We start from the raw sequence: 25,853 nt of genomic DNA, 5'->3' as shown, positions 1-25,853 counted from the left end.
CGTATTCCAGACCTAAGGCTTTATAATGAAAGAATACGCGCACATCATTTGGACCAAAGCAGACCCGCCAGCTCTCGAGCATTTCATGCAAATCGCAGAAGGCCCAGTGCCTGACAAATCACTCTAATCACCAGCTTTCAGAAGCCCACGATCTGTCAGGATTCCATCCAATTGACGATCATGCGGTTCCATCGGAACCTCTTCTACCTCTTGAACTGCAAATGCAACCCCAATCGCAGTGAGATCGGTAAGTTTTTCCAGATCACTCAATGCACGGTCGTAAAAACCTTTGCCATATCCGATCCGGTTGCAATCCCCATCAAAGGCAGAGAGCGGCACCAGCACCACATTGGGGTGCACAACCTCCGCTTCAGGCCCCGGTGCCATACTGCCAAAACCCGCCGGTTCCAACGGCCCGCCCTTATCCAGACGGCGAAACTCAAGATCGTCACCAATGACAACGGGAAGACATAAAGAACAGCCGGTCTTCGCCAATGCATCCATCAGCGGACGTGGATCAACCTCATCACGAATAGGCCAGAACCCGGCAACAACCGATCCCGGTTCCACCCCAAGCTCACCAGCATACCCTACAAGATCAAGCGACCGCTCAATCCGCTCTATAGGCGAAAGAGTTGCCCGCGCAGCAAGTCCGGCTTTCCGCACGTCTCGCTTGGCAAGTTTACAATCCGCATTCTCGGTGTCTTGAGACGTCAACACGCACCTCACTTCTATTGAATGGCGCATTTCCGAAAGGATTGGATCGCTTTTCGGGACACAATACGCATGAACGATGCGCATTATGATGCAGCCTGCGAAAAATCGCAAAGCAAGAGAGCATCACTGAAATGAGAGAGGAAAACAAAAAGATAAGAGCGCGCCACAACAGCCGTTGGAGAGTGTGCAATCCCGGAGAACCTACTATGTAGGTGGGTGCCGTGTCCCCAAGCCCACGAGCGAGGGAAGGAACAGCTCCCAAAGGAATGCGTAAGGCCCCGGGGATATGTGTCTCCTGACGAACCGCGCAGCAACGCAATGGGTGATATAGGCCAGAGCGAATAAAATTACCAGCCCCTCAGATCCAACCTTCGCATTAAATCAAGCGTAACCCACTGTCATAAACAAATATCACCAGCCCATATGCGAGTGCTTTTTTAAGATTACTAACTCGATCACAGAGAACCTTTCATAACGCAGGGTCATGTTCTGCAGCTTCTTCATAGTTTTCGCGTAAATAAAGACACATGAAGAGGAAGTCGGACTTCAAGGCCCCTGGGTTTTATCGAGAGGAAGGAAAGTTGAATGTCAAACAATGCGTTTGCAGGCGTTCAGAAGCTCGGGCAATCCTTAATGCTGCCAATTGCAGTGCTGCCAGTCGCAGCGATCCTCCTGCGCATCGGACAAGCCGATCTTCTTGATCTTCCCTTCGTTGCCTCTGCCGGGAGTGCAATTTTCGCCAATCTGGGCATGCTGTTTGCCGTAGGTATCGCAGTTGGCTTTGCCAAGGAGAACCACGGTGCAGCAGCTCTGGCGGGTTTGGTCGGCTTTCTCATTGCACAACAAGGCGCTGTTGAACTAGCAGGGCTCAGCCAAGAACAAGCTCTCAAGATGGAAGGCCGTATTGCAGTCCCGGTCGGGATCATCATGGGCATCACGGCAGGCCTGCTCTACAACAAATTCCGGGATATCAAACTTCCTGATTACCTAGCCTTCTTCGGAGGGCGCCGCTTTGTACCCATCGTGACCGGTATGGCGGCACTGCTCGTTGCCGCCCTCTTTGGCTATGGCTGGCTTTGGTTTGACAGAGCTCTAATCTCCCTCACAAACACAATCACGCATATGGGTGATGTGGGCTTGTTCCTCTATGGCGCTTTGAACCGGTTACTGATCGTCACAGGCCTTCATCACATCCTGAACAACATCGCCTGGTTCATTCTGGGCGACTATATCACCGCCTCAGGAGATGTTGTCACCGGCGACCTGAACCGCTTTTTCGCGGGAGATCCAACCGCCGGAGCCTACATGGCCGGCTTTTTCCCGGTCATGATGTTTGGGCTGCCCGCCGCATGCCTTGCCATGTACCATTGCTCAAAGCCAGAAAATCGCAAAGTCGTAGGAGGCATACTGCTCTCTATGGCGCTCACGTCATTCCTGACCGGCATCACTGAGCCGATCGAGTTTGCCTTTATGTTCCTGGCTCCTGCACTTTACGTGATCCACGCAATCCTCACGGGCGTCTCGATGGTTGTAATGAACGTGCTGGGCGTGAAGCTGGGTTTTGGTTTTTCAGCAGGTTTGTTTGATTACCTGATCAACTACGGCATCTCCACGAAACCACTCCTGTTAATCCCGGTTGGAGCAGCATTCTTCGCCATCTACTATTTTCTGTTCGTGGCAACCATTAAGCTCTTTGACCTGAAGACCATGGGTCGTGAAACTGAAAAAGTGGATAAAACAGCGGACAACCTATCCGCAACAAACAGCAAAGCGCATGCTTATCTGGAAGCCTTGGGTGGCTCAGCCAATCTTTTGGAAATAGATGCCTGCGCAACCCGGTTGCGCCTGAAAGTGGTAGATAGTGATGCCATAAATGAAGCGGCTTTGAAGCAACTCGGCGTTCACGGAGTCATCAAACCTGCTTCTGGCTCAGTCCAGGTGGTTGTTGGCCCAATAGCGGACCAACTGGCAGGCGAGATAAAAGAAGAAACAAAAAAGTCTTAAGCGGCGCTTTCGTCTTCGCGCAGCTCGCTGTCCATATCAGTGCTCAGCTGCTCAATCTTGTCTGCGCTTTCCAGCAGGCGCGCAACAATTCTGGCTTCTTTCTCACGATGCTCTTGTTCGAGCTCTTCAATGCGGCTCAGATAACGCTGCTCTTGCGCAGCCAGGCGCTCTTCAACAGAAGCCTCAGCTTTCCCGAGTTCTTCGATACGCCCCTCAGCGGCACGCAATTTCCGCTCAACTTCGGCAAGGTGATCCGTCACCATGATGCCCGCCATCACGGTTAAGCGCTGATCGCCAATCTCACCAAAGTTCTCTCTCAGGCTACTGATGCTGTCGTCAAAACGCTGAGCAAGACCGAGAAGCCGTTCTTCCTCACCATCATCACACGCCATGCGAAAGCTGCGATCATTGATTGTAACTGTAATCTGCGCCATTGATCTTAGCTCTCCTGTCCGTCGAGAACAGTACGAATGGATTCCATGGCAGCAACAAGGCGGCGGGAAACATCTTTGTTGACATCTTCAAGTCGCGAACCACGCGCCTCGGCCTGATCAAGCTTTGATGCCAGCTGTGTTCGATCCTCACCAATTCTCTGCAAGTCGTTTTCTAACGCATCAAGGGTCTTGTCACGGGACGTCCTGCGATGAATCGCCCCCTCAAGCTTCGTGATGGAGGCAGTAATACGATCCAGCGCATGATCCAGATCTTGCCCACTATCCATCTTCACCTCTGACATCTACCTGTATCCGTACTCACCAAAACATCAGTTACCATTGGGAGATGGCAACCCGACCTAATCCCGTCTAGGGAAGCGGAAGACAATTATCCATTAGCTGGAGGGAATCGTCGAGCTTTATTCACATCATATCTTAGGAATGTGCGAGAACCATCTCATTTATCAGTGATTACAGAACTTACAAAGGTCTTCGACTCGGAAAATTACCCGACGCAACATTCGTGAACAAAATACAAGCTTCGCCACCATAAAAATCTAATGAACACGCATTTTACGCTAAGCAAATTCACTCATTAAAGAGACCTTGGCAACATAACTTATGTTGACAAATGCTATTCAAATTTCAAAAGCGCTCAACTTACGCAATTAACGGCACCAGAAGAGCTCAGTTTCATTGACTCAACTTTCTGACCTGCTATGTCTCCTTCCGTTATTCGTTCGTGGACAACTGCCAATTCGCATTAGTCTGGGGCAAAGACTATGGCAACTGTCATCGAATTTACACTAGCTATTAGTAAAGAACCGGCTGCCCTGCCGGGTCGACAGCGGGAATAAGATGACCGATCTCGAAAAGCACTCTCGCATGGCGAATGCGATACGCTTTCTTTCAATGGATGCCGTTGAAAAAGCAAAATCTGGCCACCCAGGACTTCCAATGGGTGCAGCTGACATCGCAACGGTCCTGTTTTCCAAGTTTCTGAAGTTTGATCCGAACTCCCCGAAATGGGCAGACCGCGATCGCTTTGTGCTCTCCGCAGGGCACGGATCCATGCTGCTGTATTCCACACTCTATCTGCTGGGATACGAAGACTTCTCCATTGAACAGCTTCAGCAGTTCCGCCAGCTTGGCGCACGGACATGCGGCCACCCGGAATACGGTCATGGCGCAGGCATCGAGACCACCACTGGTCCTCTCGGTCAAGGTCTTGGCAACGCAGTCGGCATGGCAATCGCTGAACGTCTGCAGGAAGAACGTTTCGGCAAAGATCTCGTAAACCACTACACCTACGTTCTCGCAGGTGACGGTTGCTTGATGGAAGGTATCTCTCAGGAATCTATTTCTCTGGCAGGTCACCTCAAGCTGAACAAACTGATCCTCATCTGGGACGACAACGGCATCACCATTGATGGTTCCGTAGATCTGTCAGACAGCACCGATCAGATTGCACGCTTCAAGGCATCTGGCTGGAACACCATCTCAATCGATGGTCATGATCCGGAAGAAATCGAAGCAGCGCTGACCGAAGCTCGCAAGAGCGACAAGCCAACAATGATTGCGGCGAAAACCACAATCGGCTTCGGGTCTCCAAACAAGTCCGGCACCAACAAAGTGCACGGTGCTCCTCTGGGCGCTGAAGAAATTGCAGCAACCCGCGAAGCTCTTGGCTGGTCTGCTGAGCCGTTTGAAGTACCAAGCGACGTTCTCGATGCATGGCGCATCTCAGGTCTGCGTTCCGCAAACGCTCGTAAAGAGTGGGAACAGCGCTTCAACGAAGCAAACCCTGAGCAGCGTGGCGAGTTTGAACGCCGTTGCCGTGGCGACCTGCCATCCGGCTTCGACGCAGCAATCGACGCCTACAAGAAAGAGCTTGCAGACACCCAGCCAAAAATGGCGACCCGTAAGGCGTCCCAGACTGTTCTGAAAGTGATCACAGGTGCTGTGCCTGAAACCATCGGTGGCTCTGCTGACCTGACTGGTTCCAACAACACCAACACCGAACATACACCACCAGTTACTCCGGACGATTTCTCCGGCCGCTTCATTCACTGGGGCATCCGTGAGCACGGCATGGCTGCAGCAATGAACGGTATGGCCCTGCACGGCGGAGTTATCCCCTACTCTGGTGGCTTCCTGATCTTCTCCGATTACTGCCGTCCGTCTCTGCGTCTGGCAGCCCTGATGAAGCAACGCGTCATTCACGTAATGACCCACGACTCCATCGGTTTGGGTGAAGATGGTCCAACACACCAGCCTGTGGAGCACTTCGCTGCTCTACGTTGTATCCCAGATCTGCAGTTCTTCCGCCCAGCGGACATCACTGAGACCCTGGAATGCTGGCAGTTGGCAATGAAAGCCACTGATAATCCAAGCGTTTTGGCTCTGACCCGTCAGAACCTGCCGTCTCTTCGTCCTCACTACGAAAGCGAAAACCTGTGTGCCAAAGGCGCATACATCATCGCTGACTGTGAAGAAGAAGCGACCGTTACTCTGTTCGCAACCGGCTCCGAAGTTGAGATCGCAGTCGACGCGAAAAAAGAGCTCGACGGCAAGGGAATTGCAACCCGTGTGGTCTCCGTCCCGAGCTTCGAACTCTTCGAGCAACAATCTGACGCATATAAGAATGCCATCATTGGTGGTAGTCCGGTGAAGATCGCTGTGGAAGCGGGCGTTCGTATGGGTTGGGATCGCTTTGTCGGTTCTGATGGTGGTTTCGTAGGCATGTCAGGATTTGGTGCCTCCGCCCCTTACCAGGAGCTCTATGAGCATTTCGGGATTACTGCTGATGCAGTGGTCCAAGAGGCAGAAAAGCGCCTTGGCGATAGCGATAACGCCTAAAGCTGACTAAATGAAGCTTCTGGCTCCTCTCAGCCAGAGGCCTCTCAGAAGACGGCCGGCAAGAGCTGGCGAATATATAAAACGAGGGCGTTTTTTAAGGCGCCGTACCGAAAGAGGTTCTTAAATGGCAGTCAAGGTAGCCATCAATGGCTTTGGTCGCATTGGTCGTAATGTTCTCCGTGCAATCATTGAATCCGGTCGTACCGACATTGAAGTTGTAGCAATTAACGACCTCGGCCCGGTTGAAACGAACGCACACCTGCTGCAGTTTGACTCCGTACACGGCAAGTTCCCTGCAAAAGTGACCGTAGACGGCGACACAATCGATTGTGGTCGTGGTCCAATCAAAGTAACCGCTATCCGTGATCCTAAAGAATTGCCTTGGGGTGAAATGGGTATCGACGTTGCGTTGGAGTGCACCGGCATCTTCACCGCAAAAGAAAAAGCTTCCCTGCATCTGGAAGCTGGCGCAAAGCGCGTTCTGGTTTCTGCTCCTGCAGCAGGCGCTGACAAAACAATCGTTTACGGCGTAAACCACGACACCCTGACTTCTGAAGATCTGGTTGTTTCCAACGCATCTTGCACCACCAACTGTCTGTCTCCGGTAGCTTACGTTCTGGACAAACTGGTTGGCATCGAAAAAGGCTTCATGACCACCGTTCACTCTTACACCGGTGATCAGCCTACTCTCGACACAATGCACAAGGATCTGTACCGCGGCCGCGCAGCAGCTCTTTCCATGATCCCAACCTCCACAGGTGCCGCTAAGGCTGTTGGCCTGGTTCTGCCTGAGCTGGCTGGTAAACTGGACGGCGTTGCAATCCGCGTACCTACTCCAAACGTTTCTGTTGTTGACCTGACCTTCATCGCGAAGAAAGAAACTTCCGTAGAAGAAATCAACGCAGCAATCAAAGCAGCGGCTGAAGGCGAACTGAAGGGCGTTCTTGGTTACACCGAAGTGCCAAACGTTTCTTGCGACTTCAACCACGACCCACACTCTTCCATCTTCCACATGGACCAGACCAAGGTCATGGAAGGCACAATGGTTCGTATCCTCACCTGGTACGACAACGAGTGGGGCTTCTCCAACCGCATGGCGGACACCGCTGTTGCGATGGCAAAGCTCATCTAATCAGAAAGGGGCCGCTTTTAAGCGGCCCTTTTTTCTCACATATACCAGTGCGGAGTGATCCAATCCCTGAGCCGCACCATTCAGTGCGATGTCTCCCATAGATTTGATCACGAACTCCGCAAAGTCTTTCTGTAAGTAAGTCGACCAGTATAAGGTCACAGACAGAAATTCCGGAGATTTTTATGTCTTTCAAAACTCTTAGCGATGTCGAGCTTTCCGGCAAACGTGTTCTCGTCCGCGTAGACCTCAACGTCCCGATGAAGGATGGCATCGTTACCGATGCCACACGCATCGAACGCGTCCTGCCAACCATCCGCGAAATCTCCGAGGCTGGCGGCAAAGTCATCCTTCTCGCACACTTTGGCCGTCCAAAAGGCCAGGTCGTTGCAGAGATGAGCCTCGCGCCTGTTGCTGGCCCTGTTGCTGACCTGCTTGGCAAACCAGTTGCTTTCGCGACTGATTGCACCGGTGACGTAGCCAAAGCTGCCGTTGATGCAATGGCTGACGGCGACGTTCTGCTCTTGGAAAACACCCGTTTCTATGCTGGTGAAGAAAAGAACGATCCAGAATTTGCAAAAGCACTGGCTGCAAACGGCGATCTGTATGTAAACGATGCATTCTCAGCAGCACACCGCGCGCACGGTTCCACCGAAGGCATTGCAAAGCTGCTTCCTGCATTCGCAGGCCGTACCATGCAGGCAGAGCTGGAAGCACTCGGTTCCGCACTTTCCACGCCTGAGCGTCCGGTTCTGGCAGTTGTTGGCGGCGCAAAGGTTTCCTCCAAGATCGACCTGCTCGAAAACCTCGTGTCTAAAGTAGACATCCTGGTCATCGGCGGCGGCATGGCGAACACCTTCCTCGCGGCTAAAGGCGTGAACGTTGGCAAATCCCTGTGCGAGCACGATCTGGCTGACACAGCAATCCGCATCATGGCGGCAGCTGAAAAAGCAAACTGCGAAATCGTTCTGCCAACAGATGCTGTTGTTGCATGGGAATTTGCAGCCAACACCAAGAACGAAACTGTTGCTCTCGATGCAATCCCTGCAGACGCAATGATGCTCGATGTTGGCGCAGCGTCCATCGAAGTTGTGAAAGCAAAAATCGACACCGCGAAGACACTCGTTTGGAACGGTCCTCTCGGCGCATTCGAAATCGCACCATTCGACAAGGCAACTGTTGCAGCAGCACAGCATGCAGCAGCACGCACCAAAGAAGGCAAGCTGAAAACTGTTGCTGGTGGCGGTGACACCGTTGCAGCCCTCAACCACGCAAAAGCAAGTGAAGACTTCTCTTACATCTCCACTGCTGGCGGCGCATTCCTTGAGTGGCTGGAAGGCAAAGCACTACCTGGCGTTGTTGCTTTGGAAGCATAAGACAGTTAGTTCTTACATTATTATGGATTGAGGGGCCTTTTTGGTCCCTCTTTTCGTTTTATTCTCGCTTTTGCCTAGAATTTGACACAGCCTCTTGAAAAAGAGATCAAGACGCTGTTTAGAACTTATCCCAATGAATGGGCCAGAGGCTTGACGTAGGTTACACTACCGCCATGATCTCTTTTTACTGGAATTTTATCAGGAGCAACCTCAGTGCATCCGCGTCTGTATCTTGTCACACCGCCAACCTTTGACCTCGACGAATTCGAAGGACAACTCAATCAAGCTTTGGAAGGTGGCGACATTGCGAGCCTGCTGATCTCCATGCCGGACGCAAACGAAAGCGACCTGCAGGCGGCTGCAAAGCGTCTGGTGCCACTGGCACAGGCCAAAGAAGTTGCTGTTCTGATTGAAAACAACACCCAGATCATGGGTCGCTCCGGCGCAGATGGCCTGCACGTTTCCGGTTCTGACAAGGATCTGGAAGAAGCCATGCAGTCCTTCTCGGAAGACCGCATCATCGGGCACGCTGGCATCAAAACACGCCACGAAGCGATGACTGTTGCTTCTATGGGCGTCGATTACATGTTCTTCGGCCTGCTTTCACTCAATCAGGAAGAAGAGCCACATCGTAAATCACTGGACTACGGGCACTGGTGGTCTGAAGTGTTCGAAACGCCATGTGTCATCCTGGCGGGCACCTCAGTTTCCTCAGTTGACACCGCAGCCCAAACTGGCGCTGAATTCGTAGCAGTACGTGAAGCTGTCTGGAATCACCCTGAAGGGCCAAAAGCAGCTGTTGAGCAGGCCAATGCAATCCTCTCAACACACACACTGGCAGAAGCTGAGGACTGATATCTTGAAGTTGTCTGGTTCTATCAAACTCGTAACTGTCGCAGCTGTGACCGGTCTGCTCGGCTTACAGGGCATGGCTGTTGCACAAACAACTCCGAGCGGTGGAACCACACCTCAAGGCGCAAGAACTGTTGATCCGTATAATCCAAACGGATCAATCCTGCTGCCCTCTCCTCTTTCAAAAGCACCATTCATTCCGCAGGTTGCTCCAACGCCGGAGACTATAAAAGGCGATCCGGCCTATGGTGCATTCCAGCGCGGGTGGTATCTGACAGCTCTGGCACTGGCAACCCGTCAGGCAGAAGCTGGCATCACCAGCTCCAAGACACTGCTCGGCGTGCTTTACGAATCCGGCAGAGGTGTCCCTCAGGATCTACCACTGGCCGCAAGCTGGTATGAACTCGCCTCAAATGATGGCGATCCGCAAGCAGCATTGCGCCTCGGCCTGCTCTATCTGGCAGGTGCCGGCACAACAGTTGACAAGGACAAGGCAGCCCAGCAACTGGAAAAAGCTGCTGCTGTCAACATCCCCGAAGCACTCTACAATCTCGCCCTCCTGCATCAGGAAGGCAAAGTCCGTCCGAATGATCCCAAGCAGATCAAAGACCTGCTGGAACGCGCATCAGAGACCGGCGACGCAGATGCCATGCTGGAACTTGGCATCTACCTGAAGGATGGTCCGGAGGAAATCCGCGATCCCCTGCGCGCGGCCTTCTGGATGGGCCGAGCCGCCCGCCGCGGACTGGTCCCTGCGCAGATTTACTACGCAACCCTGCTGTTCAAAGGCGAAGGCCTTGTCCCAAATGAGACTGAAGCGGCAGACTGGTTCGAGCGCGCAGCAACCAAAGGCAACCCAATCGCCATGAACCGCCTCGCCCGCATCTACGCCAATGGCCGTGGGCGACCGGTTGATCTGATTGAAGCCTCTGCCTGGCAGTTCCACGCAGGCCGTCAGGGCATTCTGGACAGTGAGTTGGAAGCGATTTCCAATTCGCTTTCTCTGGAACAGCAAGAGCAAGCCAGCAAACGTGCGGCAGAAATTGGAATAAAAATCGGTGCCTCTCCAGTTCTCCAGCCAACTCGCTAACGCTTAACCGCAATCCTCTTGATGAAAAACCGATGAGTTTTTATGTAAAATTATCTCCAGTCTAAGTATAGAAGGACAGGTAGACTCCAACACACACCACCATCAACTTACCAACACCCAGCTTCGCGCAACGTCAGGCGATTAAAATACTCTGGTACTTTAATCGCAAAAGAAAACCCATGAAGCAAATAAGTATATTCATCAGTCGCTTGGCGCTAGCCTTAGGAATTGGTGTAATTTCATTTCTGACATTTGGTGAAATGGTCAGAACTGGCTTACTTGATATTGGCGCTACCACCGCAATAGCTGGGCTGGGCAAGGTGGCGACTTTCGTTCTCAGCGTCGTCTTTGTTGAACAGATTACCAAGCGCAGAAGCGATAAAAAGCCCTAAGGTTGTCCGCACTAACCTTGTGGATATGCACCGGAATGTAGGTTCACGGTGAGCATCCGCTCTTTTTCCTTGAAAATCGCGCGAAATTATGTTGCACAGACCTCCAGACAGGCTGCGATCCTAGGCCCAGCGCCAATCCGTGCCAGCCTTTGCTAAAGCATATCCCTGACAAGGACCAACTGGACCTCAGATCAGGATACGCATGAAAACAAAAGTTAAGAATGTGGCGCGTCAATCCAAGTGAACGCGACATACTCTGAACTTATCAAACTGATTGGTAGTTCTATGAAACTCAATGGCAACGAAATTAAGCCGGGCCACGTGCTTATGCACCAGGACACACTTTGGGCTGCGGTTAAAGTTCAGCACGTGAAGCCAGGCAAAGGCGGCGCATTCGCTCAGGTCGAAATGAAAAACCTGCTCGACGGTCGCAAACTGAACGAACGCTTCCGCGCAACTGAGTCCGTTGAGCGTGTTCGCCTTGAGCAGAAAGACTTCCAGTTCCTCTATGAAGAAGGCGACATGCTGGTATTCATGGATAACGAAACATATGAGCAGCTCGAACTCCAGAAGGAATTCGTTGGTGAGCGCGCAGCTTTCCTGCAGGACGGCATGACCGTTACTGTTGAACTGCACGAAGAAAAGCCAATCGGCATTTCTCTCCCAACCCATGTCACTCTGGAAATCGTAGAAGCTGACGCAGTTGTAAAAGGCCAGACCCAGTCTTCCTCTTACAAACCAGCAGTTCTGGAAAACGGCGTACGTTGTATGGTGCCTCCATTCATCACCTCTGGTGAGAAGATCATTGTAGACACCGACTCCGTTGAATACGTTCGTCGCGCAGAGAAATAATCTTAAAGCAATAAAGATGAGGCAGCATACGGTTGCCTTATTACCCATTCAGGAACGGTGAATAAAAAATGGCACGTACGGCCCTTCTAAACGTAATGGTTCAGGCTGCGACAAAAGCTGGTCGCTCTCTGGCACGGGACTTCGGCGAAATTGAAAACCTGCAAGTATCCCGCAAGGGCCCAGGTGACTTTGTCTCCCAGGCAGATCACAAAGCAGAAAAAATCGTTCGTGAAGACCTTCAAAAAGCACGCCCGACCTACGGCCTGCTGATGGAAGAATCCGGCGAGATCGAAGGCACAGACGGTCAGCACCGCTGGATCGTTGACCCGCTCGACGGCACAACAAACTTCCTTCATGGTATTCCGATCTTTGGTGTTTCCATCGCTCTGGAACGCGCAGGTCAGATCGTAGCAGCCGTGATCTACAACCCGATCATGGATGAGCTCTACACCGCAGAAAAAGGCGCTGGCGCATTCTGTAATGACCGCCGCCTCCGCGTTGCAGCACGTAAAGACATGACCGACTGCCTGATCGGCACCGGCATTCCATTCATCGGCGTTGGCGACCATGGCCGCGCGCTGAAGGAAATCCGCCACGTGATGGGCGAAGTTGCAGGCATCCGCCGCGCTGGTGCAGCTGCACTGGATCTGGCATGGGTTGCCTCTGGTCGCCTCGATGCATTCTGGGAAAACGGTCTGCATCCTTGGGACATGGCAGCAGGTGTTCTGCTGGTGCGTGAAGCTGGTGGTTTCGTGTCCGATGCCAACGGCAAGGACGATATGTTCGAAACCCGCTCCATCATCGCAGGCAACGAGTTCACACACCTCCAGATGCGTGAACTGCTTGCAAAAGCCAAAGCATAAGCTTTACGGCACCCAAGCCTAAGAATTCCAAAAGGCAGCTTGCTCCGGACCACTCCGGCAAGCTGCCTTTTTTGTTATTCTCTAAAGCATGTTCCCGAAAAGTGGCTCCGGTTTTCAGATAAGAACATACTCTAAAGCCTACATCCGCACCTGAAACTTCTTCGCAAGCACCTTCACAGCTGCATCCTCACTCAAGCCCGCAATCGCTTGAATTTGCGCAGGCTCGTCAAAGAAACACTTCATCACAGCAATAGCGGCTGACTGATCCCAGTGCGCCCTGTCTACCTGTGAAATCTCCTGAGTGAGCCTCTGATAGAACCGGTGCAGAGCAAACTTCGTGCTGTGCTTGGTCAGCGTATCAATGGCATGTCTCTTGATCTCCGCCACAACAGTACTTCGCCGCGCAGACCCACCCTGACCAGTCGTAATATTGTGCTTTCGCGCATATTTCTGCATGGCCTGCTGGTCACCAGCAATCACCTTCTGAAGCTGCTTGCTCTGATAATGGTGCACGCCCCACCTGATCAACCGCGTAGCCACAAAGGCAACAGAGCCCAAAACAAATGCCCCGCCAATCACAGCCCCAACCGGCCCAGCCGCTGCTGCGACACCAGCAGCCGCTACACCACCAGTGGCCGTCGCAACAACACCCGCAACGCCACCTACAGTCAGCGCAGCAAACCCAAGCCCATCAACCGCAGACAAGACTGCCTTACCAATCTTGGTATTTCGCGCTTTGGACTGGTTGTTCGCAATGGTCTTCGTAATCAGCGCCAGCTCCGCGTCCCGCGGTTGCGAAACCTTTCGCGACCCGTCCAGTCCTGAAACTGGTACCTCCTGTCGCTCTGAGAACAAGCGATGCAGTGCCTTGGCTTTTTTGCCGGTCTGGTGGTGTTTGAAAGCTTTGATAGCCGTGACACTGGCATCATAAGCCGACAGACCAACCGCAAGCACACCAACGCCCGCACCAACAGTGCCAGCGGCATAGCCTAACCCTGTCGTGACCAGAGAAATCCCCTCAACATTAGAGGAAAGCGCTCTTTCCGCTATCGCCATGCCATCAGCGACCATGGCAAGTCCCCACACTTCAGCAGAGAAAATATTCACATGCATCTGTTTGTGGTAGTCATCCCGCATGGCCTTCGCCAACTCGGCGTTCTTGCCGTAATTGGCAACAAGCCCGGTCAACGCTTTGTGGGCCCGATCAGCCTCTCGCATCTTCAGCTTAAGCGCACCCTCAAGATGATCCAGGCCGCCTTTCAAATGCGCGCTATCACTGGTGGAACTCTCACCGTAATGCAGCGCCACTTCATTGCGCAAAGTGGTCAGACACTCAGTCTCTCCAGCAGTTCCCTTCTCAGCTTTGACGTAAGCCTCCAAAGCAGCAGTCGCACGCGGCGAGAACTCAGGAAACACCCCACGCAAGGCAACTCCAAGCCCTCTCTGGGAAACCTTGCCTGCTTTGACCGCCTGAGCCAACGTATCCAACAATGTCAGAGGAGAACCACCGCCCTTCTGCACATCCTTGACCATGCGGGACAACGCAGCCACTTCAGCAATGTCCTTTTGCGCCTCAATAAACTGGGACCCTTCAGAGTGAAAAGTATCCAGCGCTGCATCTGCGGCCTTCATGCTGGTGTAAGCAGAGCGTGCAGAGATCAGACTCTGGATCGCCCCCAAAGCATAATAGAAGCTGGTAAACCCAAAGCGGCCATAGGCAACCCCGTCCGTAATCGGGATTTCGCCACGAAAAATCTCCGCACGGCCATTCACAGCACCGTTGATCAGCGGCGTGACATTGTGAGGAAACTTGCCCAGAACATTCCTCACAAGCCCCTCTGTCTGTACGCCCTCAACAGCGGCTCCTCGTGCAGTCACACGGGAGGGATGGTACCCGGCGTCCTTGTCCTGCCCACCCTCAACCTCAGAAAGCTGCTTGGTCCGGACTTCATTCCATTCGCTCTGGCTGGCACGCAGCTGCGACTGCGCCCTGCCACCACCCAACGCCCGATCAAGCGCGGGTTGTCTGTCCTCAATGTGGCGCTGCAAATCTTCAACAACTGGACGCAGAACCCGCACAGTCTGCCGGTTCGGCGTCGCGCCTCGTGCAACCCTTTTGAAGTGATCGACCAGAGTTTGTTTGGTCTCAGCCTGTTCAGGGTCAGAGAACGACACAGCCCCCAACTGCTTATGCAGCTCTGCAGCCCGCTCTTTCGTCAGCAAGCTCGGGTCTTTCGCAAAGGCCTGCAGCTCCTGCAGCATCCGGTTCTCAGCACCTACGCCGGCAACCTTGTCGCCAAACCGGGCCGTCTGGCCCAGATAATCACGCTGAACAGGCTGAAGTTTAAGGCGAGCATCCAGCAGCGCTCGCTCCATGGAGGAGATACCTTGCCCTGCTTCTGACCGTGCATTTTGCCCGGACACGCCAGAAGCAGGAACACGCCGGGGCTGAAAACTTGCCAAAGAAACCCTGCCCTGCTGTTGAGGCGCCCGCCGCTCATGCCCACCAGCAACAGGCACTGCACAAAGCCGGTAAGGCATCCGAGCAGACTGAGTATTGGACCGCGCCCTTTCCGGCCTAACCCCTGTTTGCTCGGAAGCCTGACTAACATTTGAACTGGCCGTGTTGACCTGCGTTGATATTCCGGTATTCCTCATCGTGGCGTCCCTCCCAAACCACTCAGACCAAAATATGCTCTGAGGACCACTGGCTTTCTGCGTCTCCGGCGTTGACCAATGAATGGCGCAGCTGCAATGCCTCACCAATAAAGCTCTTCAAAGCCTCCATCAGGTGTTCAACCGGGTCAGTCATTTGCAAAAGGAGGTGTTGCCGCACAGCGTATCGCTGCTGAGCATCGAGTATCAGGCCACAGGAGTTAAGTTGGCCCACACGAGCCAGCAGAGTTTTCAGTTGAGGCATCTCCAGATCATTTTCTGGAAAGACATCAGCTTCCAGCTGCACCTCATAGCGCCGTTCCTGAAACCGCGCCGAAATCAATGTCGTAAGATGATGCTCATCAGAGTGAAGGGCAACTTGCCCCGCAGTATTCGGCGCTAGAGCAGGCAATTGAAGCCCCGCCGCCAAACCATCAAATAGGTCTTGCAATTCCGTTTCCTGACATCGCTCCAAAATGCTCTCCCAAACAACTGCATGAAGCAAAAGCGAACAGAACAAGCGTAAAGAAGCACCTAAGCACCAAGTGTATCGAAGAGCACAACCAAACGACGAAATTGATATTTTATTTCCCTAAAATTGAAATCATTGAAATAAAATAACCTAAATTCGAAAGCTCTGGATCAGCTTAAACCTCAATCCTGCGTGCAAGCTGATCCAGACGGCCTGCCAGTTAGTTTGGAAACGGCAGTTCTTTGCTGACCTCAAAGACTTTCGCCGTCATGCCTTTTGATTTTAACGAGCTAAGTTCTGCCTGAAACGCTGCCATATGTGGCGTTTGGAAGTGCGGAATAAGAGCATCCATACTCTCCCACATCTCATAGATTCTCAGGATGTTCGGATTGGTCGCATCCAGAGAAGACTTGTAGGAAATACATCCAGCTTCTTCAGCAGTTGCCGCATCCATCTGCTGAACAGCAGCAAGTTTTTGCTGGATCTGATTGTCTTCAAACTCAACTTCGACAGTGACAATAATCATAGCTCTATCCTTCTGTTCCAATTTCTGTGCAGCAGCAAAAACATGACCTGGCACCATGCCAGTCACGATGCTTGCAGCCAGTGCCTGCAATACGGCGCGTCTTTCCATTCTCGATGTCCTCTTCAGCTCCAAAGCTTTGCATGCCCATGTAGGAAGCGTTCTTCCGTAAATTACAAAATGACATTTTTCGTATTTTTGTAATTCTTGACAAAATGACATTTTTTGTCAAGATGCCAATATGGAAAATTTGCGAGAGAAGATTCTGGAAGCCGCCGTGCGGGCCTTCATGCGCTTTGGCGTAAACCGCACCCGCATGCACGACATCGCGTCAGAGGCAGGCGTTGCGCGCCAGACAGTCTATTCAAACTACAAGAATAAAAACGAGATCCTGTGCGCCTCCATCAGGCACTTTTCTAACCAGTCTCTGGCAGCCGTGCAAAAAGAATGGTCCGCTCTGGAAACTCTGGAGGACAAACTAAGCGCCTACTACAAGCACTCCATCATCCCATCCTTCAAGGTCATCACCGCATCTCCTGATGCAAGAGACATGATCGGTGGGTTCAATGCAGAAGGCAAAGCGGCCACACTGGAAGCACAAGCAACCAACATCACCGCCTGTGCCGAAATGCTGGCGCACTATAGCTTTCAGGGACACAGCGCTGAGCAACTCGCAGAATATCTGGTGCTTTCCTCACTTGGAATTCGCGATCACGCGCGGGATGAGACCCAACTTCTCACCCTCCTGAACACCCAAAAGGCAGGCTTAATAGCACTGTTAACCTGAGAAATATTATCCATCAAAATCTAGAGAATTCTCTTGACCTCAAGTCGACTTGAAGTGGCACGGTGCCGCCAACTCCCTATCAGGAAAGGTAAAACCGTGCACACAACAAGTCTTTTGATCAATGCTGCCCTACTTGGCATTGGCGCAACAATTTTCATGGATCTGGTCGCCTGGGTGCGACTTCGGTTTTTCGCTATTCCCGCCCTGGATTACCGGCTGGTTGGCCGTTGGATGCTAAGCATGTTGCGCGGGCGTTTCCAGCATCAGAACATCATGCAGAGCCCTCCACAGCCGTTTGAACGCTCCATCGGCTGGATCGCTCATTACGTCATCGGTGCTGTATTTGCGCTCGTTTTGCTTGCCCTAACCGGACCAAACTGGCTTCAAAATCCAACCATCCTGATGCCGTTCTTAATTGGCCTGCTTTCAGTGGGGTTCCCCTTCTTCTTCATGCAACCAGCATTCGGTTTTGGAGTTGCCGCCTCCAAAACACCAGCCCCAACAATCGCAAGAATAAGAAGTCTCATCGCCCATCTTTCATTTGGGCTGGGCCTATACTTCACCGGGCTTTGCCTCAGCCTGTTGCTGGTAACTGGAGCAACATCTTAGAGCGCGCTCCTGAAAAACGACTCCGATTTTCGGATAAGAATACGCAAAAACAAAGAGTTAGAGATTGTTGCGTGACTACATATGAACGCAACACACTCCAAGACACGAAGAGCAGCAACACCTGCTGCTACTTCTCCTCATCCCGCAACTGGTCAATCACCGCACGAAATTCACTTATGCCCGGCAAGAAGGCAGAGACCTGCTCAGGTGAAAATCGCTCGGCCAGCTTTTGAAACAGCGGCTCCAGCTGCTGCACAGCATCATCACGAAACTGCCGCCCCTCTGGTGTCAGCCACACCCGCTTGGAGCGCCCGTCATCTGGATTGGGGCGCAGTTCCACAAAGCCGTGCTTTTCCAACCCGCTCAGCGTATGCGTCATGGTTGTTTTCGCAACCTGAAACGACCGGGCCAGTTCCAGCGGAGTGGCCCCATCAAATCCGCGGCTCAAATGGCTGGTCACCCCGAAATGCGAAACCAGAAGGCCCTTTGGCAGCCGCGCTTCCAAAAACGCAGAGCCGATCTGGTTTATAATCCCCACCTCAACAAACATAGAAAAGTAGGGCGTCAGATCTTGGGAGGGGGTATCGTCAGACATTCGGTACTCGTGTTTCCAAAGGCCAGCGCGGGCTGGGATCAATTTTGGGACCATACCCCAATCGCGCAAGCATTTGAACAGTCTCACCCGGACCTGCCAGCATTTCGTGCACCGCAGAATAATGCTCTGCCATTTCAGGAAACTCCTGCAGCGCCTGACTAACCGGCTGCATGGAAAGGCCCAATCCAGTAGCTGCCAGTTGCAACCTGATCCAGTCATACCCTGCTTTAATCTGATCGACCCGCGAATTGCCCAGACTGGTGACCACCGCATACGCCTGTGTCGCGTTCATCGCATCCCGGATCATATCCCGTCCCTGCTGAAAGCTTGAGCTGGTCTGATCTGCCTGATCTTCGCGACTCAACATCCCAGCCAGCATCAGGCTCTCCAAAAACGGACCACTCAGCGCAATGCCATCCGGGTTCGCTTCAATCTCGGCTTTACCAAACCGCATCAGATCAACGCTTTCCATCATCACACGTTGCGTTGTCAGTTCAACATCCATCGCGTCCCACGTCAGCTTCCGCAAGGCCGCAACCTCCGCCTTGTCGCTTTTGATCGTCGCATAGTCAGCCAAAACCGCCTGCGCTTTTGCTGAAACAGACATATCCTTATAAGCGTTACGGTTGGTATGCCGCTCAAAAACATGCGCAAACAGCGGATCAGGTGTGCCCCCCTTCGCAAAGTAAGCTGTTGCAACGGGCCCATCTTCTCCCAGTGGAAACAGCTCCATCTGCAAATCGTACCCATCTTCCGCAGCAGCCATGCGCAACAATTCCAGAAAACAACCCATGCCAACGGTCAGCTGGCGGTCAAACGGATCAGTCTCTGGCAGGTTCAATCTCTTGTCACGGTAAATGGCCAGCATGTTGCTTCCGCGCAGCTCAGCCACCCACGGCTGACGGTTATGAGGGTTAGGCGCAAGCAAAGCGTAGGACAACGCCTTCATCCGTGGCTCAGTGTAAGCGCCCGCAGTCTCCCAGGGAGCCAGCGCCCGCGTTGGACGACGGGTCGCCAGAAATACACCAGCCGAGGCAGTCGCTGCCACAACCACACCACCACCCATAAGGCCAATCATCTTGCGTCTGGAAAGCTTCATCGTTCAACTCCATTTAGTGCGATATCGAACTATAAGCATAACACCACATATAAAACAAGTGCGATATCGAACTATTTTCATTGAACCAATTTTCAACACCCATCAACTTGCCCACTTCCCACAGCTCCAAAGCCAACAAATTGAGGCTGTGGGTTTGCTCCTCATTCGTTTTCTTAAAGTAGATTGGACCACCAATGACCGCGACACAGACAAGCATTTGGAACGGGACGACCATGCAAAACACCCATCCAACTCTTCCGGAAGGGACACGCGTTTACGCGACGGGAGACATTCACGGCAGGCTCGACCTGCTGGAAGTCATGGGCAAAGCCATTGAGAGCGACCTGAAAAACCGCCCGATCACGGACCCGGTCTCCATCTTTCTTGGCGATTACATCGACCGCGGCCCGGACAGTCAGGGCGTCATCGATTTCCTTGTCGATCACCACCACCGCACCCCGCGCCAGATCTGTCTGAAAGGCAATCACGAAGCCTCGCTTCTGGAGTTTCTGCAAGACGCAGGCACGCTCTACCATTGGGAGGATCTGGGCGGCACAGAAACCCTGCTCTCCTACGGCCTTTCCATTCACGATCTCATGGGCTCAGCAGGCGCAGAAAGCGTGCAGACCATCTTCAAGGAAAACCTCTCCAAGCTGCACGAAACTTTCTTCGAATCTCTGCCACTCCACTACCAATGCGGAGACTACCTGTTCGTCCACGCAGGCATCCGCCCAGACGTACCGCTGGAAGAACAACGCGCTGAGGAGCTCATGTGGATCCGCGGCCCTTTCCTCGACTCTCAGGAGGACTTCGGCGTCTTCGTCGTCCACGGCCACACCCCGGTCGAACACATAGACCGCCGCTCCAACCGGCTCGACGTAGACACCGAAGCCTACGCCTCAGGCCGCCTCACCTGCGCCGTGCTGGAAGGCACGGACATGAAGTTCATCACCGCCACCACCGACGGCTGGGACCTATTCGACTTCATCCCCACCCACAAGTAGTCCCCAAGCACAGCAAAGCACTGGCCTACGGAAGGATGACAGTTCCGCAGACCAGCAGGACACTCATTGAGGGCCGCGCAAGGGTGTATATGCGTATCGCCGAAAAGTGACATCCGGTTTTCGGATAAAGATACGCAAAAGCAGTTCAACGAACAGGTGAACAGCTTTTGCAACCCGTCCTTCAGGTGCCGATCACAGTGATCGGATCAGGAAGGCACTGTCAGGTTTATTGGCTGCGGATGAGCGACACCGCTCCCGGCGAATCCCCGCAAAGCACCCGCTGGCTTCGTGTGGAGATGCGCTTTGGATAGTGTTCCGCAAGCCTGTTCTAAAGCCTCCAGGCACTCTCGAAAGGCATAATGCAAAGTGAGCAAAGCATCCCGCCCACTCGGTTCCTGCATCCTCTCACACAGCACAAGCTGCTGAATATACGCAAGGTTCTGCAAGTCCGAGACAGCAATGGCTACTTCGTCAATTTCATTCTGAAGAGTATTTGTGGCGCTACACGCGCATGCGGAGTCGGTCATATTCAAAGCCTCGTTGTTGGCTATTGAAGGACCGCAAGACAAACGAGCTTTCGACGGCCCGCTGGCGAGCGGGAGATTCGAAACCTGACAACGACAGGCGAGTTTATTCCCTCCCGAAGGAGGTGTTGTATTCACCGCCCTCCCGCTCATAGCAAAGGCTTCGCGCGCTTAGATAAAAGCACAAAAATCCGCCAATTACGGGAGCGTATACCGCACTGAGAGGTTTCAAAGCCTCACAAATGAATGTGGAATGAATCACGCACCTTGCCAAACTGCAACTTCTAGCAAGTGTGCGTAACGAGAGGATTGTCATCCCCCTGCATCACCACTAACCCACCGCCGTCATCCCGCACAAACGAAGTGCGACGCGGGAACCAGAGCCCCACGCGCAAACCTCACAATACGGCTCTGGATACCGAAACAGCGCTACGCTTGTCCGGCATGACGATAGGGACATAGCTCTCAGGCTACAACAACAGACATTGCCTCGCTAACAAACTGCCGACTGTCAACAACGCCCCCCACGGTGTCATCAACTCATTGCAGTAATTTTGTCTCTCATTCTTGCATTTAGGATGACGATTATCTTTCTCATGAGGGCTGATATGGCGACAATGGGCTTCTTGCCATTTGCAGTAAGACGTTGATAGAAATCACGAAGTAGCCCGCTAAGGCGAGAGGCACATAAGGCGGCCATGAACAGGTTCTTGCGTACTTCTGGCCGTCCACCACGCATCTTCCGATATCCTCGCAATGTACCGCTGTCATTGGATGCGGCGCAAGTCCTGCCAGAGAAGCAGCCTGTCGGCGTGTGAGGGATCCCAGTTCCGGCATGGTTGCCAATAAAGCAATGGCCGTGCGCGGTCCGACACCGGGTAAGGATTGATACACCACCATTCGCTCAGACAGATCCGTATTGTTCTGAATAAGGCTCTCGATCAGCTGGTCGAGCCGTTCAAGCTGGCGCCTGATGCAGGCCAGGACAATCTTGCAGGAGTGTTTGACACTGGCACATCCGGGAGCCTGAACCCTGTTCTTTTCCGCCACCTGAATATCCATCAGATCCTGACGACGGGCCACCAGTGCAGCAAGATCACTTTGATGTTTATCACTCAACTCATAAAGAGGTAGGCCCCGCCAACGGTCAGCTCCATAGGCAGCAAGTGCCTTAGCATCGATACCATCGGTTTTGCCAAGGCGGACGAAAGACCTTGCGAAGGCTTTGACTTTCAGCGTGTCAGCACGGTGGCATGCAATCTGCGCTGCACATAACTCACTGACCAACAGGGCCTCATAGCCACCGGTGGGCTCTAGCACCACCAATGTATCTGGCCTCAATTGTGCCAACAGTTGACGAATGGAGCGAGAGGCATTGGCAATCACCTGGACTGTCTGTTTGCCATGCTCACACAATGCCAGCGTATCTTTTGAAACATCAATGCCGATAACACAGGAAGGAATGGTTTTAAGAAAGGTCATAGGAGTGATACCCTGATCGTGCTTCGGATTGTTTGCGGGCGTGCAAGCAGCGGCCCAATCAACTCTCCAAGCGGGAAAAGGAAGCGGCAGAGAGCCTTGATGACAGCGGGTGAAAGCCCGATCCCGGCTCGGACGCCTGCCACTGGTCTCCCGGAATTGCGGTTCGGGAGACCAACTCCACCCTAACACACACACCCACTAACAATCCCGGGCGAAGCATAGCGAAGATCCGGGATCTATATTCACACCAGTCACGACCTTTACGATCTACTTTGGGTATCATTCTAAAACTTCGCGAGTGCAGCTTAAATTTGCTCATTCGCTCCCATGTTAAGCAATGCGTTCTCCAATGGGTACGGAACTTTTCCGTACCCATTCTTCTTCCTCCTGGCCCAGTCAAAGAGAGAGCAAACAGACGAATAAACAGACGCGATCTCTTCAACGTCAGACAACAAAGAGTACCCCCAATCATCAGTTTGCATCATCATGCTTGAAGCACGTGTATGCATTGATTGAATGCTGCTGAAGATTTGCACTGCTTTTGCTTGTTCTACGCTGTAAAAAACGACCGCTTGTGCCAACTTATCGGCACTGTCTCTCGGAAAATCAGGCACTCTAAAATTAGCTTCTCTGATTAGCTCATGGCTTACCAAACATGATAAAGTCGGCTCTCTCTGATCATGAGCAAGCACCCAAAGATCTTGATAGGCATTAAATAACGCTTCCAAATATAAGCAAATATCAGAAAGATAAAACGAAGACATTGAGCGCTTCGCCTCTGCCTCTCGTTTAGATCGAACCCGTTCAAGAAACAAAGCGATGAGAGCAGCGGCAACAGCACCAAAGGCCGCAAAAATCGTCCCAAAGGCAGAGACATAATCTACCCATGGGTAGTTTTTGAAGGTTACATGCAATGCATAGCCATCAAGGAGTTGCAAATACACAATCCCTACAATGATCATCATCCAAAATATGTAACCAGATGCGATTGCAAATATGACCCAGGCTAATAAGCGCATTGAAAATCCATCAAAATAGTAACTAACCGAGTTTTACAGGATGTTTCTGCGTAACAACTACCCTGTGCTCCAACAAAATGCACAACTCCCCCACCATGACCACATCCCGTCCAAAACACGGCAGCACGCGCACAAAAATGCGACTTATTTAAAAACTTACGCTTTTCTTGCCCAATCGCAGCGATTTGCGGTTTCCTATTAACCGGAAATCGCGTTATCTAAAGACATCATTAACTTTAAAGCGGGTTCTGCTTGATTGGTCTGACCAGACAAAGAGAAGCCGCTTTGCTTTAGATGTACGCAGGATAATGGCACGCGACTACGATCCCTACAGTCTGTCGAGCCCACAGGTTTACCTGTGGCGCATGATTATTTTTCTGGTCCTGGCAGGCTTCATCGCCTTTGTCCTGATCGGGCAAATCACAGCAGCCTTCATGGCAAACCCCGCATTGAACGGCCTGATCGTAGGCGTCGCAGCACTGGGTATACTTCTGTCTTTCAGGCAGGTCCTGCGAATTTTCCCGGAAGTATCATGGGTTAACGGCTTCCGCCTCGGCGATCCACGCCTTGAGGTCCGCCGTCCGCCTATCCTTCTGGCGCCAATGGCAACTCTGCTTGGCAACAAAGCAGGCGATATGACCATCTCGCCAACCACCATGCGCTCCATGCTCGATTCCATCGGCATGCGCCTGGATGAATCCCGCGAGATTTCACGCTACCTCACCCGCTTGCTCATCTTCCTCGGTCTGGTCGGTACCTTCTGGGGTCTGATGCAAACCGTGAGCGCCGTGGCAACCACCGTCAGCACGCTGAACGCGGCAGGCGGCGACGCAAACGTGCTGTTTGAAGATCTGGTCTCCGGCATCACCGCACAGATGACCGGCCTCGGCATCGCATTCTCCTCCTCCTTGCTTGGTCTGACCGGTTCCCTTGTTCTGGGCTTCCTCGACCTGCAGGCAGGACAGGCCCAAAACCGCTTCTATCAGGAGCTGGAAGACTGGCTCTCCACCCTAACGGATATCGATCCGGACGAACTGGGCAACGGCACATCTGCCGATATGGCTGCGGACCTGCGCATCACGCTCGACAAGCTGCGCAAGTCCATGGAAACAAAAGGCGCTGAGCCGGATGACAATTCCAACGCCGCCATGAGCAAACTGGCAGAAGGCATTCAGGGCCTTGTCCAGCACGTGCGCTCCGAGCAGAAGATGATGCGCGAATGGGCCGAGGCCCAGTCCATGCAACAGCGCCGGATTGAACGCTTCCTGAAAACGCTCACCGCAGAGGTAGAGCGGGAGAAGGAATAAAGCATGGCTGGTGTACGCACACGCAGGTCTCAAAACAGCTCAGAGGATTACTGGCCAGGTTTCGTGGACGCCATGTCCGCGCTCCTGCTGGTGTTCATCTTCCTGCTCTCCATTTTCATGATTGCGCAGTTCTTCCTCAGCCAACAGCTGTCTGGCCGGGATAAGGTTCTCAACCGCCTCAACCACCAAATCGCAGAGCTCACAGAGCTGCTGGCGCTGGAAAAGGCGAGTGTTGGAGATCTGGAATCCACCATCTCCTCCCTGCAATTGGGGCTGGATCAGACCGCAAGTGAACGGGATCGTCTTCAGGGCCTGCTCAACGAACGCTCCGGCCAGATTGACGAGGCAGGTGGCGCACTGGCCTCCCTGCGCGCAAAGCTGGAAGGCGAACAGCAGATCAGCGATAAGGCTCTGGCACAGGTAGAGCTGCTCAACCAGCAGATCAGCGCCCTGCGCCGCCAGATCGCCGTGCTGGAAGACGCACTGGACGCATCAGAAACACGTGACAGAGAAAGCCAGACCCGCATTGCGGACCTTGGCAAGCGGCTCAACGTGGCCCTCGCCCAGCGCGTGCAGGAACTCTCACGTTACCGCTCAGACTTCTTTGGCCGCCTGCGCGAAATCCTCGCCCAGCGTTCTGATATTGAAGTTGTTGGCGACCGCTTTGTGTTCCAGTCCGAGGTGCTGTTCTCCTCCGGTGATGACGAGGTCAACCCGCAAGGCAAAAACCAGCTGGATATCCTCGCAAGCGCCATTTTGGAACTTGAGGGACAAATCCCCGCCGAGATCAACTGGGTCCTGCGCGTGGATGGCCACACAGATGCCCGCCCACTCTCCGGCACCGGTCGCTTGCGTGACAACTGGGAACTCTCAGCCGCCCGTGCAATCTCGGTGGTCAAATACCTCATTGCCAGAGGCGTAGAACCAGACCGCCTGGTCGCCGCCGGCTTCGGCGAGTTCCAACCCCTCGAAGAGGGAACCACCAATGAGGCCAACGCCAAAAACCGCCGCATCGAGCTAAAACTCACACAGCGGTAAAGGGCGATACAGACAGATCAAAAAACAGGCGCTTGAGCATCCCTCAAGCGCCTGTTTTCTCTCTGGATACCGGATCTCCGCTACGTCCGGCATGACGGCAGTGGGACTTCAACCAGCAAAACTATAATTTTCTCAAGAGCGAAGCATCAAAGAGACGTCATCCCGGCCAAG

The 25,853-nt window shown here is 53.0% G+C and carries 25 protein-coding genes and 1 other RNA gene; 14 read left to right on the top strand and 12 right to left on the bottom strand.

The genetic code is table 11. From position 1 onward, the window contains the following. Positions 1 to 123 precede the first annotated feature (123 nt). Both PsWM33_RS17700 and ssrS read right to left on the bottom strand, forming a co-directional pair. Positions 124 to 717 carry a 5-formyltetrahydrofolate cyclo-ligase gene (locus tag PsWM33_RS17700; protein WP_063301071.1) on the bottom strand — a complete coding sequence of 198 codons (594 nt, stop codon included), beginning with the start codon at positions 715 to 717 and terminating at the stop codon, positions 124 to 126. 157 nt (positions 718 to 874) lie between these two features. Further along, positions 875 to 1,034: non-coding RNA, 6S RNA (gene ssrS, locus PsWM33_RS17695), on the bottom strand. 268 nt (positions 1,035 to 1,302) lie between these two features. Here ssrS and nagE point away from each other — a divergent pair. Next, positions 1,303 to 2,721, top strand: a complete 1,419-nt coding sequence (gene nagE / locus PsWM33_RS17690; protein ID WP_063301070.1) for an N-acetylglucosamine-specific PTS transporter subunit IIBC — start codon at positions 1,303 to 1,305, stop codon at positions 2,719 to 2,721. Here nagE and PsWM33_RS17685 read toward each other — a convergent pair. Then, positions 2,718 to 3,155 carry a cell division protein ZapA gene (locus PsWM33_RS17685; RefSeq protein WP_063301069.1) on the bottom strand — a complete coding sequence of 146 codons (438 nt, stop codon included), beginning with the start codon at positions 3,153 to 3,155 and terminating at the stop codon, positions 2,718 to 2,720. The two genes, nagE and PsWM33_RS17685, sit on opposite strands and share 4 nt — an antisense overlap. Positions 3,156 to 3,160: 5 nt before the next feature. Continuing rightward, the gene (locus PsWM33_RS17680) at positions 3,161 to 3,457 is read right to left on the bottom strand and encodes a DUF4164 domain-containing protein (protein WP_057461991.1); all 297 of its coding nucleotides are present in this window, start codon (positions 3,455 to 3,457) and stop codon (positions 3,161 to 3,163) included. A gap of 556 nt (positions 3,458 to 4,013) precedes the next feature. On the opposite strand from PsWM33_RS17680, the gene tkt reads away from it, so the two are divergent. The 8 genes from tkt to PsWM33_RS17640 all read left to right on the top strand — a co-directional run bounded on the left by tkt (position 4,014) and on the right by PsWM33_RS17640 (position 12,568). Then, entirely contained in the window at positions 4,014 to 6,014 is a 2,001-nt protein-coding gene (gene tkt / locus PsWM33_RS17675) for a transketolase (RefSeq protein WP_063301068.1), read from the top strand. 124 nt (positions 6,015 to 6,138) lie between these two features. Further along, positions 6,139 to 7,146, top strand: coding sequence for a type I glyceraldehyde-3-phosphate dehydrogenase (gap, locus tag PsWM33_RS17670; protein WP_057461993.1), 1,008 nt, complete (start codon positions 6,139 to 6,141; stop codon positions 7,144 to 7,146). Positions 7,147 to 7,328: 182 nt separating this feature from the next. Beyond that, the gene (locus tag PsWM33_RS17665) at positions 7,329 to 8,519 is read left to right on the top strand and encodes a phosphoglycerate kinase (protein ID WP_063301067.1); all 1,191 of its coding nucleotides are present in this window, start codon (positions 7,329 to 7,331) and stop codon (positions 8,517 to 8,519) included. A 213-nt stretch (positions 8,520 to 8,732) separates the two neighbouring features. Then, positions 8,733 to 9,374: a thiamine phosphate synthase gene (locus PsWM33_RS17660; RefSeq protein WP_063291524.1), complete on the top strand. Its 642-nt coding sequence runs from the start codon at positions 8,733 to 8,735 to the stop codon at positions 9,372 to 9,374. Between the two features lie 4 nt (positions 9,375 to 9,378). After that, complete coding sequence (locus tag PsWM33_RS17655; RefSeq protein WP_208994614.1) at positions 9,379 to 10,461, top strand: tetratricopeptide repeat protein; 1,083 nt, start codon at positions 9,379 to 9,381, stop codon at positions 10,459 to 10,461. 179 nt (positions 10,462 to 10,640) lie between these two features. Beyond that, entirely contained in the window at positions 10,641 to 10,853 is a 213-nt protein-coding gene (locus PsWM33_RS28060) for a hypothetical protein (protein ID WP_208980557.1), read from the top strand. Positions 10,854 to 11,138: 285 nt separating this feature from the next. Beyond that, the gene (efp, locus tag PsWM33_RS17645; RefSeq protein ID WP_057462058.1) at positions 11,139 to 11,705 is read left to right on the top strand and encodes an elongation factor P; all 567 of its coding nucleotides are present in this window, start codon (positions 11,139 to 11,141) and stop codon (positions 11,703 to 11,705) included. A 68-nt stretch (positions 11,706 to 11,773) separates the two neighbouring features. Next, positions 11,774 to 12,568, top strand: a complete 795-nt coding sequence (locus PsWM33_RS17640) for an inositol monophosphatase family protein (RefSeq protein ID WP_057461997.1) — start codon at positions 11,774 to 11,776, stop codon at positions 12,566 to 12,568. Positions 12,569 to 12,706: 138 nt separating this feature from the next. On the opposite strand, the gene PsWM33_RS17635 is transcribed toward PsWM33_RS17640, so the two are convergent. From PsWM33_RS17635 to PsWM33_RS17625, 3 genes are all read right to left on the bottom strand, one after another. Next, complete coding sequence (locus PsWM33_RS17635; protein WP_208994613.1) at positions 12,707 to 15,226, bottom strand: hypothetical protein; 2,520 nt, start codon at positions 15,224 to 15,226, stop codon at positions 12,707 to 12,709. A gap of 22 nt (positions 15,227 to 15,248) precedes the next feature. After that, positions 15,249 to 15,674: a hypothetical protein gene (locus tag PsWM33_RS17630; protein ID WP_208994612.1), complete on the bottom strand. Its 426-nt coding sequence runs from the start codon at positions 15,672 to 15,674 to the stop codon at positions 15,249 to 15,251. 241 nt (positions 15,675 to 15,915) lie between these two features. Further along, the gene (locus PsWM33_RS17625; protein ID WP_063301065.1) at positions 15,916 to 16,329 is read right to left on the bottom strand and encodes a putative quinol monooxygenase; all 414 of its coding nucleotides are present in this window, start codon (positions 16,327 to 16,329) and stop codon (positions 15,916 to 15,918) included. A gap of 130 nt (positions 16,330 to 16,459) precedes the next feature. On the opposite strand from PsWM33_RS17625, the gene PsWM33_RS17620 reads away from it, so the two are divergent. Together PsWM33_RS17620 and PsWM33_RS17615 are read left to right on the top strand one after the other, a co-directional pair. Continuing rightward, on the top strand, positions 16,460 to 17,005 hold the full coding sequence (locus tag PsWM33_RS17620) for a TetR/AcrR family transcriptional regulator (protein ID WP_063301064.1): 546 nt from the start codon (positions 16,460 to 16,462) through the stop codon (positions 17,003 to 17,005). A 96-nt stretch (positions 17,006 to 17,101) separates the two neighbouring features. Further along, positions 17,102 to 17,614, top strand: coding sequence for a DUF2938 domain-containing protein (locus tag PsWM33_RS17615; RefSeq protein WP_063301063.1), 513 nt, complete (start codon positions 17,102 to 17,104; stop codon positions 17,612 to 17,614). A 127-nt stretch (positions 17,615 to 17,741) separates the two neighbouring features. On the opposite strand, the gene PsWM33_RS17610 is transcribed toward PsWM33_RS17615, so the two are convergent. Next, a complete protein-coding gene (locus tag PsWM33_RS17610) occupies positions 17,742 to 18,209 on the bottom strand; it encodes a MarR family winged helix-turn-helix transcriptional regulator (protein ID WP_063301062.1) in 468 nt (155 codons plus the stop codon). Next, the gene (locus PsWM33_RS17605) at positions 18,202 to 19,308 is read right to left on the bottom strand and encodes an Acg family FMN-binding oxidoreductase (RefSeq protein ID WP_063301061.1); all 1,107 of its coding nucleotides are present in this window, start codon (positions 19,306 to 19,308) and stop codon (positions 18,202 to 18,204) included. Before PsWM33_RS17605 ends, PsWM33_RS17610 begins: the two co-directional genes overlap by 8 nt. Positions 19,309 to 19,502: 194 nt before the next feature. Here PsWM33_RS17605 and PsWM33_RS17595 point away from each other — a divergent pair, with 194 nt between their 5' ends. After that, positions 19,503 to 20,312 (top strand): metallophosphoesterase family protein, encoded by an 810-nt coding sequence (locus PsWM33_RS17595; RefSeq protein WP_244276708.1) that lies wholly within the window; start codon positions 19,503 to 19,505, stop codon positions 20,310 to 20,312. A gap of 206 nt (positions 20,313 to 20,518) precedes the next feature. Here the strand turns inward: PsWM33_RS17595 and PsWM33_RS28485 are convergent, their stop codons facing one another. The 3 genes from PsWM33_RS28485 to PsWM33_RS17580 form a co-directional block, all read right to left on the bottom strand. Then, the gene (locus tag PsWM33_RS28485) at positions 20,519 to 20,839 is read right to left on the bottom strand and encodes a hypothetical protein (protein ID WP_063301058.1); all 321 of its coding nucleotides are present in this window, start codon (positions 20,837 to 20,839) and stop codon (positions 20,519 to 20,521) included. Positions 20,840 to 21,430: 591 nt separating this feature from the next. After that, complete coding sequence (locus PsWM33_RS17585) at positions 21,431 to 22,318, bottom strand: IS110 family transposase (RefSeq protein ID WP_063301057.1); 888 nt, start codon at positions 22,316 to 22,318, stop codon at positions 21,431 to 21,433. Positions 22,319 to 22,623: 305 nt separating this feature from the next. Beyond that, complete coding sequence (locus PsWM33_RS17580; protein ID WP_063298488.1) at positions 22,624 to 23,337, bottom strand: hypothetical protein; 714 nt, start codon at positions 23,335 to 23,337, stop codon at positions 22,624 to 22,626. 308 nt (positions 23,338 to 23,645) lie between these two features. Here PsWM33_RS17580 and PsWM33_RS17575 point away from each other — a divergent pair, with 308 nt between their 5' ends. Together PsWM33_RS17575 and PsWM33_RS17570 are read left to right on the top strand one after the other, a co-directional pair. After that, the gene (locus PsWM33_RS17575; RefSeq protein WP_063301056.1) at positions 23,646 to 24,644 is read left to right on the top strand and encodes a hypothetical protein; all 999 of its coding nucleotides are present in this window, start codon (positions 23,646 to 23,648) and stop codon (positions 24,642 to 24,644) included. Between the two features lie 3 nt (positions 24,645 to 24,647). Continuing rightward, positions 24,648 to 25,682 carry a peptidoglycan -binding protein gene (locus PsWM33_RS17570; RefSeq protein WP_063301055.1) on the top strand — a complete coding sequence of 345 codons (1,035 nt, stop codon included), beginning with the start codon at positions 24,648 to 24,650 and terminating at the stop codon, positions 25,680 to 25,682. Positions 25,683 to 25,853 lie beyond the last annotated feature (171 nt).

This window comes from Pseudovibrio sp. WM33 (assembly GCF_001623165.1).
Classification (GTDB): Bacteria; Pseudomonadota; Alphaproteobacteria; order Rhizobiales; family Stappiaceae; genus Pseudovibrio.
The sequence above is the reverse complement of the archived record's forward strand: the minus strand, read 5'-3'. Positions and strand labels throughout refer to the sequence as shown.

Bases quoted from the DNA above. Each gene is read 5' to 3' on its own strand.
- nagE (WP_063301070.1), top strand. From the start codon at position 1,303: ATGTCAAACAATGCGTTTGCAGGCGTTCAGAAGCTCGGGCAATCCTTA.
- PsWM33_RS17685 (WP_063301069.1), bottom strand. From the start codon at position 3,155: ATGGCGCAGATTACAGTTACAATCAATGATCGCAGCTTTCGCATGGCG.
- PsWM33_RS17680 (WP_057461991.1), bottom strand. From the start codon at position 3,457: ATGTCAGAGGTGAAGATGGATAGTGGGCAAGATCTGGATCATGCGCTG.
- tkt (WP_063301068.1), top strand. From the start codon at position 4,014: ATGACCGATCTCGAAAAGCACTCTCGCATGGCGAATGCGATACGCTTT.
- gap (WP_057461993.1), top strand. From the start codon at position 6,139: ATGGCAGTCAAGGTAGCCATCAATGGCTTTGGTCGCATTGGTCGTAAT.
- PsWM33_RS17665 (WP_063301067.1), top strand. From the start codon at position 7,329: ATGTCTTTCAAAACTCTTAGCGATGTCGAGCTTTCCGGCAAACGTGTT.
- PsWM33_RS28060 (WP_208980557.1), top strand. From the start codon at position 10,641: ATGAAGCAAATAAGTATATTCATCAGTCGCTTGGCGCTAGCCTTAGGA.
- efp (WP_057462058.1), top strand. From the start codon at position 11,139: ATGAAACTCAATGGCAACGAAATTAAGCCGGGCCACGTGCTTATGCAC.
- PsWM33_RS17640 (WP_057461997.1), top strand. From the start codon at position 11,774: ATGGCACGTACGGCCCTTCTAAACGTAATGGTTCAGGCTGCGACAAAA.
- PsWM33_RS17635 (WP_208994613.1), bottom strand. From the start codon at position 15,226: ATGAGGAATACCGGAATATCAACGCAGGTCAACACGGCCAGTTCAAAT.
- PsWM33_RS17625 (WP_063301065.1), bottom strand. From the start codon at position 16,329: ATGGAAAGACGCGCCGTATTGCAGGCACTGGCTGCAAGCATCGTGACT.
- PsWM33_RS17620 (WP_063301064.1), top strand. From the start codon at position 16,460: ATGGAAAATTTGCGAGAGAAGATTCTGGAAGCCGCCGTGCGGGCCTTC.
- PsWM33_RS17610 (WP_063301062.1), bottom strand. From the start codon at position 18,209: ATGTCTGACGATACCCCCTCCCAAGATCTGACGCCCTACTTTTCTATG.
- PsWM33_RS17605 (WP_063301061.1), bottom strand. From the start codon at position 19,308: ATGAAGCTTTCCAGACGCAAGATGATTGGCCTTATGGGTGGTGGTGTG.
- PsWM33_RS17595 (WP_244276708.1), top strand. From the start codon at position 19,503: ATGACCGCGACACAGACAAGCATTTGGAACGGGACGACCATGCAAAAC.
- PsWM33_RS28485 (WP_063301058.1), bottom strand. From the start codon at position 20,839: ATGACCGACTCCGCATGCGCGTGTAGCGCCACAAATACTCTTCAGAAT.
- PsWM33_RS17585 (WP_063301057.1), bottom strand. From the start codon at position 22,318: ATGACCTTTCTTAAAACCATTCCTTCCTGTGTTATCGGCATTGATGTT.
- PsWM33_RS17580 (WP_063298488.1), bottom strand. From the start codon at position 23,337: ATGCGCTTATTAGCCTGGGTCATATTTGCAATCGCATCTGGTTACATA.
- PsWM33_RS17575 (WP_063301056.1), top strand. From the start codon at position 23,646: ATGGCACGCGACTACGATCCCTACAGTCTGTCGAGCCCACAGGTTTAC.
- PsWM33_RS17570 (WP_063301055.1), top strand. From the start codon at position 24,648: ATGGCTGGTGTACGCACACGCAGGTCTCAAAACAGCTCAGAGGATTAC.